The organism is Pseudomonas sp. PDM13 (assembly GCF_025685765.1).
GTDB classification, from domain to species: domain Bacteria; phylum Pseudomonadota; class Gammaproteobacteria; order Pseudomonadales; family Pseudomonadaceae; genus Metapseudomonas; species Metapseudomonas solani.
The window spans coordinates 169,264-184,159 of the sequence record NZ_JAOTQU010000004.1; the positions used below are offsets into that span (position 1 = coordinate 169,264).

Sequence of the window (14,896 nt, forward strand, 5' to 3'; positions counted from 1 at the left end):
GTGTTTCATGCCTATCCCGATTGGATTGATCGAATGACTGACACCCGCAATGGCGAGGACAACGGCAAGCTGCTCTATTGCTCCTTCTGCGGCAAAAGCCAGCACGAAGTACGCAAATTGATTGCCGGCCCCTCGGTCTTTATCTGCGACGAGTGCGTGGACCTGTGCAATGACATCATCCGCGAGGAGGTGCAGGAAGCCCAGGCCGAGAACAGCGCGCACAAGCTGCCGGCGCCCAAGGAAATCCGCACCATCCTCGATCAGTACGTCATTGGTCAGGAACGTGCGAAGAAGGTGCTGGCCGTAGCGGTCTACAACCACTACAAGCGCCTGAACCAGCGTGACAAGAAAGACGATATCGAACTCGGCAAGAGCAACATCCTGCTGATCGGCCCGACCGGTTCGGGCAAGACGCTGCTGGCCGAGACCCTGGCCCGTCTGCTCAACGTTCCCTTCACCATCGCCGATGCCACCACCCTCACCGAGGCGGGCTACGTGGGTGAGGACGTCGAGAACATCATCCAGAAGCTGCTGCAGAAGTGCGATTACGATGTCGAGAAGGCCCAGATGGGCATCGTCTACATCGACGAAATCGACAAGATTTCGCGCAAGTCCGACAACCCGTCCATCACCCGTGACGTTTCGGGCGAGGGCGTGCAGCAGGCGCTGCTGAAGCTCATCGAGGGCACCGTCGCTTCGGTTCCTCCCCAGGGCGGACGCAAGCACCCGCAGCAGGAATTCCTGCAAGTGGACACGCGCAACATCCTGTTCATCTGCGGTGGCGCTTTTGCCGGCCTGGAAAAAGTCATCCAGAACCGTTCCGCTCGTGGCGGCATCGGCTTCAATGCCGAAGTCCGCAGCGTCGACCTGGGCAAGAAAGTCGGCGAAGCGCTGCGTGATGCGGAGCCGGAAGACCTGGTGAAATTCGGGCTTATCCCCGAGTTCGTCGGTCGTCTGCCGGTCATCGCCACGCTGGACGAGCTCGATGAGCCTGCTCTGATGCAGATCCTCACCGAACCGAAGAACGCACTGACCAAGCAATACGCCAAGCTCTTCGAGATGGAGGGGGTCGACCTCGAATTCCGTCCCGATGCGCTGAAGGCCGTTGCTCACCGTGCCCTGGAGCGCAAGACCGGCGCCCGTGGCCTCCGCTCCATCCTCGAAGGCATCCTGCTCGACACCATGTACGAAATCCCCTCGCAAACCGAGGTGAGCAAGGTGGTGATCGACGAGAGCGTCATCGAAGGCACTTCCAAGCCCTTGCTGATCTACGAGAACAGCGAGCAGCCGGCCAAGGCCGCGCCTGACGCTTGATGAAACAAAGGGGCCTCCGGGCCCCTTTGCATTTCCTACTACAGCGCTTGTTTTTTCCCAGACCTGCCCCCATCTTAGGTCCCAGGGTTATCCCATCTGTTACCGGCCATTGGCCGCTGTAGAGCTGAAATCATGAAGACAACCGTTGAATTGCCTCTCCTGCCATTGCGTGATGTCGTGGTCTATCCGCATATGGTCATCCCACTGTTCGTGGGCCGTGAAAAATCCATCGAGGCCCTCGAAGCCGCGATGACCGGGGACAAGCAAATTCTTCTGTTGGCGCAGAGGAATCCGGCCGATGACGATCCGGGCGAAGACGCCCTGTACCGTGTCGGCACCGTCGCGACCGTCCTGCAACTGCTGAAGCTGCCCGATGGCACCGTCAAGGTGCTGGTTGAGGGCGAGCAGCGGGGCTCCATCGAGCGTTTCACCGAGGTGGACGGTCACTGCCGCGCCGAGGTGACCCTCATCGAGGAAGTCGACGCCGGCGAGCGCGAGTCCGAAGTCTTCACCCGCAGCCTGCTCAGCCAGTTCGAACAATATGTACAGCTGGGCAAGAAAGTGCCCGCTGAAGTCCTGTCTTCGCTGAACAGCATCGATGAGCCCGGGCGTCTGGTCGACACCATGGCCGCCCACATGGCGCTGAAGATTGAGCAGAAGCAGGAAATCCTCGAAATCACCGAGCTGCCCGAGCGCGTCGAGCATGTGCTGGCGCTGCTGGATGCCGAAATCGACCTGCTGCAGGTCGAGAAGCGTATCCGCGGTCGCGTGAAGAAACAGATGGAGCGCAGCCAGCGCGAGTACTACCTGAATGAGCAGATGAAGGCCATTCAGAAGGAGCTGGGCGATATCGACGAAGGGCACAACGAGATCGAGGAGCTGAAGAAGCGCATCGATAACGCTGGCCTGACCAAGGAGGCGCTGACCAAGGCCAATGCCGAGCTGAACAAGCTCAAGCAGATGTCGCCGATGTCCGCCGAAGCCACTGTCGTACGTTCCTATATCGATTGGCTGGTCAATGTGCCGTGGAAGGCCGAGAGCAAGGTGCGTCTCGATCTGGCCAAGGCCGAAGATATTCTCGACGCCGACCACTACGGCCTCGAAGAGGTCAAGGACCGCATCCTCGAATACCTCGCCGTGCAGAAGCGCGTGAAGAAGGTCAAGGGCCCGGTGCTCTGCCTGGTCGGCCCGCCCGGCGTAGGCAAGACCTCGCTGGCCGAGTCCATCGCCCGTGCCACCAACCGCAAGTTCATCCGCATGGCCCTGGGCGGCGTGCGTGACGAGGCTGAGATTCGCGGCCACCGTCGTACCTACATCGGCTCCATGCCGGGTCGCCTGATCCAGAAGATGACCAAGGTCGGCGTGCGCAACCCGCTGTTCCTGCTGGACGAAATCGACAAGATGGGCAGCGACATGCGCGGCGACCCCGCCTCGGCGCTGCTGGAAGTGCTCGACCCCGAGCAGAACCACAACTTCAACGACCATTACCTGGAAGTCGACTACGACCTTTCCGACGTGATGTTCCTGTGCACCGCCAACTCCATGAACATTCCGGCCCCGTTGCTGGACCGCATGGAAGTGATCCGTCTGCCCGGTTACACCGAGGACGAGAAGGTCAACATCGCCACCAAGTACCTCGCACCCAAGCAGACCCAGGCCAACGGCCTGAAGAAGGGCGAGCTGGAGTTCGACGAAGCGGCGATCCGCGACATCATCCGCTACTACACCCGCGAGGCCGGGGTGCGCAGCCTCGAGCGGCAACTGGCCAAGGTCTGCCGCAAGGCGGTCAAGGAACATGCCCGCGAGAAGCGCTTCAAGGTGCTGGTGACGGCCGAATCCCTCGAGCACTTCCTCGGCGTTCGCAAGTTCCGCTACGGCCTTGCCGAGCTGCAGGACCAGATCGGCCAGGTCACCGGGCTCGCTTGGACCCAGGTCGGTGGCGAGCTGCTGACCATCGAGGCCGCTGTGGTCCCCGGCAAGGGGCAGCTGACCAAGACCGGCTCCCTGGGTGACGTGATGGTGGAGTCGATCACCGCCGCGCTGACGGTGGTGCGCAGCCGTGCGAAAAGCCTCGGTATCCCTGCGGACTTCCACGAGAAGCGCGACATTCACATCCACATGCCCGAAGGGGCTACGCCGAAGGACGGTCCGAGCGCCGGCATCGGCATGTGCACCGCGCTGGTTTCGGCGATGACGCAGATTCCCGTGCGGGCCGATGTGGCCATGACCGGTGAGATCACCCTGCGTGGTCAGGTACTCGCAATCGGTGGGTTGAAAGAGAAATTGCTGGCTGCTCACCGGGGTGGGATCAAGACCGTGATCATTCCCGAAGAGAATGTGCGTGATCTGAAAGAGATTCCCGAAAATATCAAGCAAGACCTGGCCATTAAACCTGTTAAATGGATTGACGAGGTCCTGCAAATTGCGCTGCAATACGCCCCGGAGCCCTTGCCCGATGCGGCTCCCGAGATGGTTGCAAAGGATGACAAGCGCGAGTCTGATTCCAAGGAGCGAATCAGCACGCATTAGCCGGGGGGCTTTCTTGACACATTTTTCGAGCCCTTGTTATAAAGCGGCTCTCGTGTGTCAGCAGGCCATCCAGCACCCGCTTTGCTTACACCAAACAACTAAGAAACAAACTCAACAGAAATAAGGGGACTTAAGAGTGAACAAGTCGGAACTGATCGATGCCATCGCCGCATCTGCTGATATCCCGAAAGCTGTCGCCGGCCGTGCGCTGGACGCAGTTATCGAATCCGTCACTGGCGCTCTGAAGGCTGGTGATTCCGTGGTGCTGGTAGGTTTCGGTACTTTCGCTGTGAAAGAGCGCGCTGCTCGCACTGGCCGTAACCCGCAGACTGGCAAGCCGATCAAGATCGCTGCTGCCAAGATCCCTGGCTTCAAAGCTGGTAAAGCTCTGAAAGACGCCGTCAACTAAGCGTCTTTCGGGCTTTGCCCTTCCAGCAGGGGCTTTGTCCCGGCTGGCAGCGGAGCGGTAGACCACGAGGAATACCTCGCGTCCTGGAAGCCTTAGCTTCCGACCGCTCCGCCAGTTAAGAGAGAAGGCGCATCCTCGGATGCGCCTTTCTTATATATGGACTCTACCCGCGCTGCGCGGCTGGTTTTTTGGTACAGCCGTTTCTGGGGGACGCATGCTGCAGAACATCAGGGACAATTCACAGGGATGGATTGCCAAGACCATTATCGGCGTCATCATCGCGTTGCTCGCGCTGACGGGCTTCGATGCCATCTTCAATGCCACCAGCACCCGCCAGGACGCTGCCAAGGTCAACGGCGAGGAAATCACCCTCGACCAGCTGAGCCAGGCCGCAGACATGCAGCGCCGCCAGCTGATGCAGCAACTGGGCAAGGACTTCGACGCCTCCCAGCTCGACGACAAGCTGCTGCGTGAAGCCGCCCTCAAGGGCCTGATCGAGCGCAAGCTGCTGCTGCAAGGTGCCAAGTCGTCCGGCTTCGCCTTCTCGCAACCCGCTCTGGATCAACTGATCCTGCAAACTCCCGAATTCCAGGTCGATGGCAAGTTCAACTCTGATCGCTTCGATCAGGTGATTCGCCAGATGAGCTACACCCGCCTGCAGTTCCGCCAGATGCTCGAGCAGGAAATGCTCGTCGGCCAGCTCCGCGCCGGCCTGGCTGGTAGCGGCTTCGTCACCGACGAAGAAGTACGCGCCTTCGCCCGTCTGGAGAAGCAGACCCGTGATTTCGCCACCCTGACCTTCAAGGCCGATCCCAAGGCCGTCCAGGTGAGCGACGAAGAAATCCAGGCTTACTACGACGAGCACAAGGCCCAGTTCATGAGCCCCGAGCAGGTCGTGCTCGAATACGTCGAGCTGAAGAAGGAAGCCTTCTTCGGTCAGGTCGAGGTCAGCGAAGACGACCTCAAGGCCCAGTACGACAAGGAGATCGGCAACCTCTCCGAGCAGCGCGACGCGGCCCACATCCTGATCGAAGTGAACGACCAGCAGACCGTCGAGCAGGCCAAGGCGAAGATCGACGAGATCAAGCAGCGCCTGGACAAGGGCGAAGACTTCGCCGCCCTGGCCAAGGAGCTGTCCCAGGACCCGGGCTCCGCCGCCAACGGTGGTGACCTCGGCTTCGCCGGTCGTGGTGTCTACGAGCCGGCCTTCGAGGACGCGCTCTACGCCCTGAAGAAGGACGAAATCTCCGCTCCGGTGACCACGCCCTATGGCCTGCACCTGATCAAGCTGCTGGCGATCCAGGCACCTGAAGTGCCGAGCTTCGATAGCCTCAAGGAGAAGATGGTCCGCGAGCTGAAGACCCAGCAGGTCGAGCAGCGCTTCGTCGAGGCCACCAAGGAACTGGAAGACTCCGCGTTCGAAGCCTCCGACCTGGCCCAGCCGGCCCAGGAGCTGAACCTCAAGGTCCAGACCAGCGCGCCCTTCGGTCGTGAAGGTGGCGAAGGCCTGACGGCCAACCGCCAGGTGCTGCAGGCTGCCTTCAGCCCTGAAGTGCTGGAAGACGGCGGCAACAGCGGTGCCATCGAGCTGGACCCGGACACCGTGGTCGTCCTGCGTGCCAAGGAACACCGCAAGCCCCAGCAGCTGGAGCTGGCAGCCGTCAGCGACAGCATCCGCCAGCACCTGACCCAGGAAAAGGCCAGCGAAGCCGTCAAGGCCAAGGCCGACGAGTTGCTCGCCAGCCTGCGCGAAGGCAAGACCCCGGCCACCCAGGCGCCGCAAGGCCAGACCTGGAACGTGGTCGAAGCCGCCACCCGCAGCCAGGAGGGTGTAGACCCGGCCCTGCTGCAGACGCTGTTCCGCATGGGCAAGCCGGAGTCGGCCGACAAGCCGACCTTCTCTTCCCTGAAGCTGAGCAACGGCGACTACGTGGTGATCCGCCTGAACGGTGTGAGCCAGCCCGAAGACGCCCTGTCCGAGCAGGACAAGGCCATGTACGCCCGTTTCCTCGCCTCGCGCAGTGGTCAGCAGGATTTCGCTGCCTACCGCCGCCAGCTGGAAGCCGAAGCCAAGGTCGAGCGTTTCTGATCGACCTGGCGTGATTTGAAGAAGGCCGCTGCGAAGCGGCCTTTTTCATGCTTGGAGAAAAGGGGAGGGGGGAGCTTCTGTGCCTTCTGTGTCTCGATCCCCCGGGCTGCAGATTGAGCAGCGATACGTTTCGAGCGCCCATGAAAAAGCCCGCCATCAGGCGGGCTTTTTCACGTCCGGGGAGATCAGTCTTCGATCGCGCCCATGGCGGTGGTGTTGAAACCACCGTCGACGTAGAGGATTTCACCGCTGATGCCCGACGCCAGGTCGGAGCAGATGAAGGCGCCGGCGTTGCCGACTTCCTCGATGGTGACGTTGCGGCGCAGCGGGGTCTGCTTCTCGTTGGCGGCGAGCATCTTGCGGAAGCTCTTGATGCCGGAGGCAGCCAGGGTGCGGATCGGGCCGGCGGAGATGGCGTTGACGCGGGTGCCTTCCGGGCCGAGGCTGCCGGCCAGGTAGCGGACGCCCGCTTCCAGGCTGGCCTTGGCCATGCCCATCACGTTGTAGTTGGGCATGGTGCGTTCCGCGCCCAGGTAGGACAGGGTCAGCAGGCTGCCGTTGCGGCCCTTCATCAGCTCGCGACCGGCCTTGGCCAGGGCCACGAAGCTGTAGGCGCTGATGTCGTGGGCGATGCGGAAGCCTTCGCGGGTGGTGACGTCGGTGAAGTCGCCATCCAGTTGGTCACCCGGGGCGAAGCCAACGGAGTGGACGATGATGTCCAGGCCGTCCCACTTCTTGCCCAGGGCTTCGAATACGGCTGCGATCTCGTCGTCATTGGCGACGTCGCAAGGGAAGCACAGGTCGGCGTTGGAACCCCAGCCTGCGGCGAACTCTTCCACACGGCCCTTCAGCTTTTCGTTCTGGTAGGTGAAGGCGAGCTCGGCGCCCTCACGGTGCATGGCAGCAGCGATGCCCGATGCGATGGACAGTTTGCTGGCGACGCCAACGATCAGTACGCGCTTACCGGCGAGAAAACCCATGTGCGTTCTTCCTCTTCTGGTTAATTGGCAGTTTCCGGAGCCAGGAATGCGGCTTCCAGCAACTGCTTCGTATAAGTGTGCTGCGGTGCGGCGAAGATCGCCTCGGCAGGCCCCTGTTCAACCACCTTGCCGTGCTTGACCACCATCAGGTGGTGGCTCAGGGCCCTGACCACCGCCAGGTCATGGCTGATGAACAGGTAGGTCAGGTTGTACTTGGCCTGCAACGAACGCAGTAACTCCACCACTTGGCGCTGCACCGTCCGGTCGAGCGCCGAAGTGGGCTCGTCCAGCAGGATCAGCGCCGGTTTCAGCACCAATGCCCGGGCAATGGCGATCCGTTGCCGTTGCCCGCCGGAAAACTCGTGGGGGTAGCGGTTCCGGGTTTCCGGGTCCAGTCCTACCTCCAGGAGCGCGTCGATGATGGCCTGTTCCTGCTCCGCCTCGGTGCCCATGCCATGGATCCGCAGGCCTTCCCCGACGATCTGGCCCACGCACATGCGTGGGCTCAGGCTGCCGAAGGGGTCCTGGAACACCACCTGCATCTGGCGCCGGAACGGCCGTACATCCTTCTGCGAAAGCCCATCCAGGGGCTGGCCCTGGAAGCGGATGGCGCCCTGGCTGCCGAGCAGCCGGAGGATCGCCAGGCCCAGCGTGGACTTGCCGGAACCGCTTTCACCCACGATGCCCAGGGTCTGGCCCTGGTGCAGGGTGAAGTCGATGCCGTCCACGGCTTTCACATGGTCGACCGTGCGTCGCAGCAATCCCTTTTTCACCGGGAACCACACACGCAGGTCGTCAACTTCCAGCAACGGCGGCCCCTGCGGGCTGTCCACCGGCTTGCCCGAAGGCTCGGCGGCGAGCAGTTCCCGGGTGTAGGGATGCTGCGGTGCATGGAACAATTCTTCACACGACGCCTGTTCGACGATGCAACCGCGCTGCATGACACATACGCGATGCGCGATACGTCGCACCAGGTTCAGATCGTGGGTGATCAGCAGCAGCGCCATGCCCAGGCGGGCCTGCAATTCCTTGAGCAGTTCGAGGATCTTCAGCTGCACGGTGACGTCCAGCGCGGTGGTCGGCTCGTCGGCGATCAGCAGCTCCGGCTCGTTGGCCAGGGCCATGGCGATCATCACCCGCTGGCGCTGGCCGCCAGAGAGTTCGTGGGGGTAGGCCTTGAGGCGCTTGGCCGGCTCCGGGATGCCCACCAGCTCCAGCAGCTCCAGGGTGCGCTGGGTCGCGGCCTTGCCGCTGATGCCCTTGTGCAGGGCCAGCACTTCCTTGATCTGCTTCTCGATGCTGTGCAGCGGGTTGAGCGAGGTCATGGGCTCCTGGAAGACCATGGCGATGCGGTTGCCACGGATGCCACGCAGCTTGGCCTCGGGCAGCTTGAGCAGGTCCTTGCCGGCGTAGGTGATGCTGCCGGCGGGGTGGCGGGCCAGCGGGTAGGGCAGCAGGCGCAGGATGGAGTGCGCGGTGACCGACTTGCCCGAGCCGGACTCGCCCACCAGCGCCAGGGTCTCGCCCTTGCGGATGTCGAAGCTCACACCCTCGATCACCCGCTGGGTGTGCTGGCCGGTGACGAATTCGACCGCGAGGTCGCGGATTTCAATCAGGTTCTCGCTCATCTCACTTCCTCGGGTCGAAGGCATCGCGGGCGGCTTCGCCGATGAACACCAGCAGGGTCAGCATCACGCCGAGCACGGCGAAGGCGCTGATGCCCAGCCAGGGGGCCTGCAGGTTGGCCTTGCCCTGGGACACCAGCTCGCCCAGGGACGGCGCGCCGGGCGGCAGGCCGAAGCCGAGGAAGTCCAGGGCGGTGAGGGTGCCGATGGCGCCGGTGAGGATGAAGGGCATGAAGGTCATGGTGGAGACCATGGCGTTGGGCAGGATGTGGCGGAACATGATCGCACCGTTCTGCATGCCCAGCGCCCGGGCCGCGCGCACGTACTCCAGGTTGCGGCCGCGGAGGAACTCGGCGCGCACCACGTCCACCAGGCTCATCCAGGAGAACAGCAGCATGATGCCCAGCAGCCACCAGAAGTTCGGCTGCACGAAGCTGGCCAGGATGATCAGCAGGTAGAGCACCGGCAGGCCCGACCAGATTTCCAGGAAGCGCTGCCCGGCCAGGTCCACCCAGCCGCCGTAGAAGCCCTGCAGGGCGCCGGCGATCACGCCGATGATGGAGCTGAGGATGGTCAGCGTCAGGGCGAACAGTACCGAGATGCGGAAGCCATAGATCACCCGCGCCAGCACGTCGCGGCCCTGGTCGTCGGTGCCCAGCAGGTTGTCGGCGGAGGGCGGCGCGGGGGCCGGCACCTTGAGGTCGTAGTTGATGGTTTCGTAGCTGAAGGGCACCGGCGGCCAGATCATCTGCCCGTCCTTGGCGGCGATCAGCTCGCGGATGTAGGGCGTCTTGTAGTTGGCTTCCAGGGGGAATTCGCCGCCGAAGGCGGTTTCCGGGTAGCGCTTGAACACCGGGAAGTACCACTCGCCGTCGTAGCGCACGGCCAGCGGCTTGTCGTTGGCGATGAGTTCGGCGCCCAGGCTGGCGATGAACAGCACGAGGAACAGCCAGAGCGACCACCAGCCACGCTTGTTGGCCTTGAAGCGCTCGAAGCGACGTCGATTGATTGGCGAGAGTTGCATGTCAGCCCTCCCGGCTTTCGAAGTCGATGCGCGGATCGACCAGGGTGTAGGTGATGTCGCCGATCAGTTTCACGATCAGTCCCAGCAGGGTGAAGATGAACAGGGTGCCGAACACCACGGGATAGTCGCGGTTCAGCGCCGATTCGAAGCTCAGCAGGCCGAGGCCATCGAGGGAGAAGATCACCTCGATCAGCAGCGAGCCGGTGAAGAACATGCCGATGAAGGCGGCGGGGAAGCCGGCGATGATCAGCAGCATCGCGTTGCGGAACACGTGGCCGTAGAGCACGCGGTTCTCCGACAGGCCCTTGGCGCGGGCGGTGATCACGTACTGCTTGTTGATCTCGTCGAGGAAGCTGTTCTTGGTCAGGAAGGTGAGGGTGGCGAAGTTGCCGATCACCAGGGCCAGCACCGGCAGCGCCAGGTGCCAGAGGTAGTCCAGCAGCTTGCCGCCCAGGCTCAGCTCGTCGAAGTTGTTGGAGGTCAGCCCGCGCAGGGGGAACCAGTCGTAGTAGCTGCCGCCGGCGAACAGCACGATCAGCAGGATGGCGAAGAGGAAGGCGGGGATGGCGTAGCCGACGATGATCGCGGTGCTGGTCCAGACGTCGAAGGCGTTGTCGTGGCGCACCGCCTTGGCGATGCCCAGGGGCACCGAGACCAGGTACATGATCAGCGTGCTCCACAGCCCCAGGGAGATCGACACCGGCATCTTCTCGATGATCAGGTCGGTGACCTTGGCGTCGCGGAAGAAGCTGTTGCCGAAGTCGAAGTGCAGGTAGTTCTTGATCATCAGCCAGAAGCGTTCGTGGGCCGGCTTGTCGAAGCCGTACATCTTCTCGATTTCCTTGATCAGCTCTGGGTCCAGGCCCTGGGCGCCGCGGTAGTTGGAGCCGGCCACGGAGACCTCGGCGCCACCGCCGGAGATGCGCCCGGTGGCCCCGCCGGCGGCCGCGTCGAAGCCTTCCAGCTTGGCGATCATCTGCTCCACCGGGCCGCCGGGCGCGGCCTGGATGATGATGAAGTTGATCAGCAGGATGCCGAACAGGGTGGGGATGATCAGCAGCAGGCGCCGCAGGATGTAGGCGAGCATTACTGCGCTTCCTCGGTCTGTGCGGTGTCGGCCGGGGCGGCGTCAGCGTCGGCCTGCTCGGGGGCGTCGGCCTTGGCGTCGGGTTTCTTCCACCAGGTGAGCATGCCGAAATCGTAGAGCGGCGTGGTGGCGGGGCGGTCGAACTGGTTCCAGTAGGCCACGCGCCAGGTGTCCACGTAGTAGTTGGGCACCACGTAGTTGCCCCACAGCAGCACCCGGTCGAGGGCGCGGGAGTGGTCGATCAGGCTCTGGCGGGAGTCGGCGCGGATCAGGCCCTCCACCAGCTTGTCGATGGCCGGGTCGCGCAGGCCGATGAAGTTGCGGCTGCCGGCGCTGTCGGCGCTGCGCGAGTGCCAGAACTCCATCTGCTCGTTGCCCGGCGAGTTGGATTGGCCCCAGGTACCGGGGACCATGTCGTAGTCCCGCGAGCGCAGGCGGTTCATGTACTGCGAGACGTCGACGCGGCGGATGGTCAGGTCGATGCCCAGCTCGGAGAGGTTGCGCTTGAACGGCAGGATCACCCGTTCCAGGTTGGCCTGGGCGATCATCATCTCGAAGGCCAGGGGCTTGCCGTCGGGGCCGACCATCTTGTCGTTCTCGATGCGGTAGCCGGCGTCGGTCAGCAGCTTGTAGGCGCGGCGCTTCTGCTCGCGGATGATGCCGCTGCCGTCGCTCACCGGCGGCTTGAACTCGGTGGTGAAGACCTCGTCCGGGATCTGCCCGCGCAGCGGTTCGAGGATCTTCAGCTCGGCCTCGCTGGGCAGCCCCTTGGCGGCCATCTCGGAGTTCTCGAAGAAGCTGCCGGTGCGCTTGTAGGAGCTGAAGAACAGCTGCTTGTTGGTCCACTCGAAGTCGAACAGCGAGGCGATGGCCTCGCGCACGCGGCGGTCCTGGAACACCGGCCGACGGATGTTGAAGGCGAAGCCCTGCATGCCCACCGGATTGTGGTTGGGGATGGCCTGCTTGATGATCTTGCCGGCACGCAGGGCCGGGCTGTCATAGCCGGTGGCCCAGTCCTTGGCGGAGTACTCGAGGTTGAAGTCGAACTGGCCGGCCTTGAAGGCCTCCAGCGCCACCGACATGTCGCGGTAGTAGTCCACGGTGATGACGTCGAAGTTGTAGTAGCCGCGGTTCACCGGCAGGTCCTTGCCCCACCAGTCCTTGACCCGCTCGAAGCGGATCGCCCGCCCGGCATCCACCTTGGCGATGCGGTAGGGGCCGCTGCCCAGTGGCGGTTCCAGGGTGTTCTTGGAGAAGTCGCGGGTGGCCCACCAGTGCTTGGGCAGCACCTGGATCTGCCCGAGGATCAGCGGCAGCTCGCGGTTGCCCGGGTGCTTGAAGTCGAAGCGCACGCGCTGCTTGTCCTCGGCCACCACCTGGGCCACGTCGGAATAGTAGTGGCGGTACATCGGGTCGCCGTGCTCGACCAGGGTGTTGAAGGTGAACACCACGTCGTCCGAGGTCACCGGGGTGCCGTCGTTGAAGCGTGCCTTGGGGTTCAGGTAGAAGCGCACGTAGCTGTTGTCCGGCGCCTTCTCGATCTTCTCGGCGAGCAGCCCGTACTCGGTGAAGGGCTCGTCGGGGGAGTGGTAGGTCAGCGAGTCGTAGATCAGCCCCAGCTGGCCCGCCGCGGTGCCCTTGGGGATGAAGTCGTTGAGGCTGTCGAAGCCGCCGTAGCCGGAAAGGCGCAGGGTGCCGCCCTTGGGCGCATCGGGGTTCACCCAGCTGAAGTGCTTGAAGTTGGCCGGGTACTTGGGCGCCTCGTCGTAGAGGGTGATCGCGTGCCGGGGCTCGGCATGGGCGATGCCGGCGAGGGTCAGCAGCAATGCGCCGCAGCCGCTCAGGCAAAGGGAGCGCAGGGTCTTGCTCATCGGGATTTCTCCGTGGGCTTCAGCCACCAGGCGCGCAGGCCCAGGGTATAGGGCGGCGTGGTGACGAAGGCGAACCTGTTGCGGTACGCCAGGCGGTGGTAGTTGATGTACCAGTTGGTAATGCTGTAGTGCTGCCAGAGCAGCGTGCGGTCCAGGGCGCGGCCGGCGGCCACCTGCTCGTCGCGGGTCTGGGCGCCGAGGAGCTTCTCGACCATGGCGTCCACCACCGGGTCGGCGATGCCCGCGTAGTTCTTGCTGCCCTTCACCGAGGTTTGGCTGGAATGGAAGTAGAGCGACTGCTCCAGTCCGGGGCTGAGGGTCTGGGCCAGGGTCATCAGGATCATGTCGTAGTCGAAATGGTCCAGGCGCTGCTTGTACTGGGCGCGGTCGACGGTCCGCAGGGTGACGTCGATGCCGATGCTGGCGAGGTTTTCGCTGTAGGGCTGGAGGATGCGTTCAAGGTTCGGATTGACCAGCAGGATTTCGAAACGCAGCGGTTCGCCACGGCTGTTGAGCAGACGCTGGCCGGAGAGCTTCCAGCCGGCGTCGGCCAATAGACCCAATGCACGGCGCAGGGTTTCCCTGGGAATGCCACGGCCATCGGTTTCCGGCACCTTGAAGGGCTCGGTGAACTGCTTCGCCGGCAGTTGCTCGCGGTAGGGCGAAAGCAGCAGCCACTCCTGGCCCTCGGGTTTGCCGGTGGCTTCGAATTCGCTGTTGGGATAGTAGCTGCGGGCCCGCGCATAGGCGTTGTTGAACAGGGCACGGTTGGTCCACTCGAAATCGAACATCAGGCCCATGGCCTCGCGCACGCGGCGATCCTGGAAGGTCGCGCGGCGGGTGTTCATGAACAGCGCCTGGGTCTGGGTGGGAATCTGGTGGGGGATCTCCGCGCGGATCACGTCGCCCCGGGCGATGGCCGGGAAGCGGTAGCCGTTGGCCCAGTTCTTCGCCTGGTGCTCGATGTAGAAGTCGAACTCGCCGGCCTTGAAGGCTTCGAAGGCGACGTTGCTGTCGCGGTAGAACTCCACCTCGACGCGGTCGAAGTTGTACTTGCCGCGGTTCACCGGCAGCTTCTCGCCCCACCAGTCCTTGACCCGTTCGAACACCAGCCCGCGCCCGGGGCGTACCTGGGTGATGCGATAGGGGCCGCTGCCCAGGGGCACATCGAAGCTGGTGGCCTTGAAGTCGCGGTTCTTCCAATAGTGTTGCGGCAGTACCGGCATCTCGCCCAGGCGCAGGATCAGCAGCGGGTTGCCCGCGCGCTTGAGCACGAAGCGGATGCGGTGGCGGTTGAGGATATCGACCCGCTGCACTTCCTGCAGGCTGGTGCGGTACTGCGGGTGGCCGCTGCTCACCAGGGTGCGGTAGGAGAAGGCGACGTCGTAGGCGGTGATCGGCTGGCCGTCGTGAAAGCGCGCTTCCGGGCGCAGGTTGAACACCACCCAGCTGCGGTCCTCGCTGTACTCCACGCTCCTGGCGATCAGCCCGTAGCTGGACGCCGGCTCGTCGCCTGAGGGGTCATAGGCGCCGGTGCCGGCCATCAGCGGCTCGTTCAGCTCGGTCACCCCATACTGCAGGAAGTTGGGCGTGGAGACCGGGCTGCTGCCCTTGAAGGTGTAGGGGTTGAGGGTGTCGAAGGTGCCGAAGGCCATCACCCGCAGGGTGCCGCCCTTGGGGGCATCGGGGTTGACCCAGTCGAAGTGGCTGAAGGTCTCGGGGTACTTGAGTGCGCCGAACTGGGCATAGCCATGGCTCTCGCTGATGGTCGCGGCCACCGGGCCACTGGCGGCCAGGCTGATCAGCAGGAGGAGGAGGCGACGCATCAGGCGTGTGTCCGGTCCATGGCAGGGTGGTCTGGGGTGGGGTCGTGAGCCTGGCAGGGCATGGGAACCTCGGACGGGCCAGCCGCCGGCTTCATCTTCTCTGGGCCCTCGGCGGGAGCCGGCGGGCGGGCGTTTCGACCGG

At 63.6% G+C, this 14,896-nt stretch carries 10 protein-coding genes; 4 read left to right on the forward strand and 6 right to left on the reverse strand.

Annotation, left to right across the window (positions count from 1 at the left end):
- Positions 1-33: 33 nt before the first annotated feature.
- The 4 genes from clpX to OEJ36_RS06260 all read left to right on the forward strand — a co-directional run bounded on the left by clpX (position 34) and on the right by OEJ36_RS06260 (position 6,341).
- Positions 34-1,314: an ATP-dependent Clp protease ATP-binding subunit ClpX gene (gene clpX, locus OEJ36_RS06245; protein ID WP_021220504.1), complete on the forward strand. Its 1,281-nt coding sequence runs from the start codon at positions 34-36 to the stop codon at positions 1,312-1,314.
- Between the two features lie 132 nt (positions 1,315-1,446).
- Complete coding sequence (gene lon / locus OEJ36_RS06250) at positions 1,447-3,843, forward strand: endopeptidase La (RefSeq protein WP_043243329.1); 2,397 nt, start codon at positions 1,447-1,449, stop codon at positions 3,841-3,843.
- A 136-nt stretch (positions 3,844-3,979) separates the two neighbouring features.
- Positions 3,980-4,252, forward strand: coding sequence for a nucleoid-associated protein HU-beta (gene hupB / locus OEJ36_RS06255; protein WP_003087931.1), 273 nt, complete (start codon positions 3,980-3,982; stop codon positions 4,250-4,252).
- Between the two features lie 214 nt (positions 4,253-4,466).
- Positions 4,467-6,341 carry a SurA N-terminal domain-containing protein gene (locus tag OEJ36_RS06260; protein ID WP_263400786.1) on the forward strand — a complete coding sequence of 625 codons (1,875 nt, stop codon included), beginning with the start codon at positions 4,467-4,469 and terminating at the stop codon, positions 6,339-6,341.
- Between the two features lie 185 nt (positions 6,342-6,526).
- Here the strand turns inward: OEJ36_RS06260 and fabI are convergent, their stop codons facing one another.
- The 6 genes from fabI to OEJ36_RS06290 are packed head-to-tail and all read right to left on the reverse strand — an operon-like array spanning position 6,527 to position 14,754.
- Positions 6,527-7,321, reverse strand: coding sequence for an enoyl-ACP reductase FabI (fabI, locus tag OEJ36_RS06265; RefSeq protein WP_043243326.1), 795 nt, complete (start codon positions 7,319-7,321; stop codon positions 6,527-6,529).
- 20 nt (positions 7,322-7,341) lie between these two features.
- On the reverse strand, positions 7,342-8,949 hold the full coding sequence (locus OEJ36_RS06270; protein ID WP_263400787.1) for an ABC transporter ATP-binding protein: 1,608 nt from the start codon (positions 8,947-8,949) through the stop codon (positions 7,342-7,344).
- A 1-nt stretch (position 8,950) separates the two neighbouring features.
- A complete protein-coding gene (locus OEJ36_RS06275) occupies positions 8,951-9,970 on the reverse strand; it encodes an ABC transporter permease (RefSeq protein ID WP_263400788.1) in 1,020 nt (339 codons plus the stop codon).
- 1 nt (position 9,971) lies between these two features.
- A complete protein-coding gene (locus OEJ36_RS06280) occupies positions 9,972-11,057 on the reverse strand; it encodes a microcin C ABC transporter permease YejB (protein WP_263400789.1) in 1,086 nt (361 codons plus the stop codon).
- Positions 11,057-12,928 carry an extracellular solute-binding protein gene (locus OEJ36_RS06285; RefSeq protein ID WP_263400790.1) on the reverse strand — a complete coding sequence of 624 codons (1,872 nt, stop codon included), beginning with the start codon at positions 12,926-12,928 and terminating at the stop codon, positions 11,057-11,059. The genes OEJ36_RS06280 and OEJ36_RS06285 overlap by 1 nt, the downstream gene beginning before the upstream one ends.
- Positions 12,925-14,754, reverse strand: coding sequence for an extracellular solute-binding protein (locus OEJ36_RS06290; RefSeq protein WP_263400791.1), 1,830 nt, complete (start codon positions 14,752-14,754; stop codon positions 12,925-12,927). The genes OEJ36_RS06285 and OEJ36_RS06290 overlap by 4 nt, the downstream gene beginning before the upstream one ends.
- Positions 14,755-14,896: the final 142 nt, after the last annotated feature.

What these genes read in the sequence shown, in the direction of transcription:
- OEJ36_RS06275 (WP_263400788.1), bottom strand. Translation starts at nt 9,970, where the DNA reads ATGCAACTCTCGCCAATCAATCGACGTCGCTTCGAGCGCTTCAAGGCC.
- lon (WP_043243329.1), top strand. Translation starts at nt 1,447, where the DNA reads ATGAAGACAACCGTTGAATTGCCTCTCCTGCCATTGCGTGATGTCGTG.
- OEJ36_RS06290 (WP_263400791.1), bottom strand. Translation starts at nt 14,754, where the DNA reads ATGCGTCGCCTCCTCCTCCTGCTGATCAGCCTGGCCGCCAGTGGCCCG.
- OEJ36_RS06280 (WP_263400789.1), bottom strand. Translation starts at nt 11,057, where the DNA reads ATGCTCGCCTACATCCTGCGGCGCCTGCTGCTGATCATCCCCACCCTG.
- OEJ36_RS06285 (WP_263400790.1), bottom strand. Translation starts at nt 12,928, where the DNA reads ATGAGCAAGACCCTGCGCTCCCTTTGCCTGAGCGGCTGCGGCGCATTG.
- OEJ36_RS06260 (WP_263400786.1), top strand. Translation starts at nt 4,467, where the DNA reads ATGCTGCAGAACATCAGGGACAATTCACAGGGATGGATTGCCAAGACC.
- clpX (WP_021220504.1), top strand. Translation starts at nt 34, where the DNA reads ATGACTGACACCCGCAATGGCGAGGACAACGGCAAGCTGCTCTATTGC.
- OEJ36_RS06270 (WP_263400787.1), bottom strand. Translation starts at nt 8,949, where the DNA reads ATGAGCGAGAACCTGATTGAAATCCGCGACCTCGCGGTCGAATTCGTC.
- fabI (WP_043243326.1), bottom strand. Translation starts at nt 7,321, where the DNA reads ATGGGTTTTCTCGCCGGTAAGCGCGTACTGATCGTTGGCGTCGCCAGC.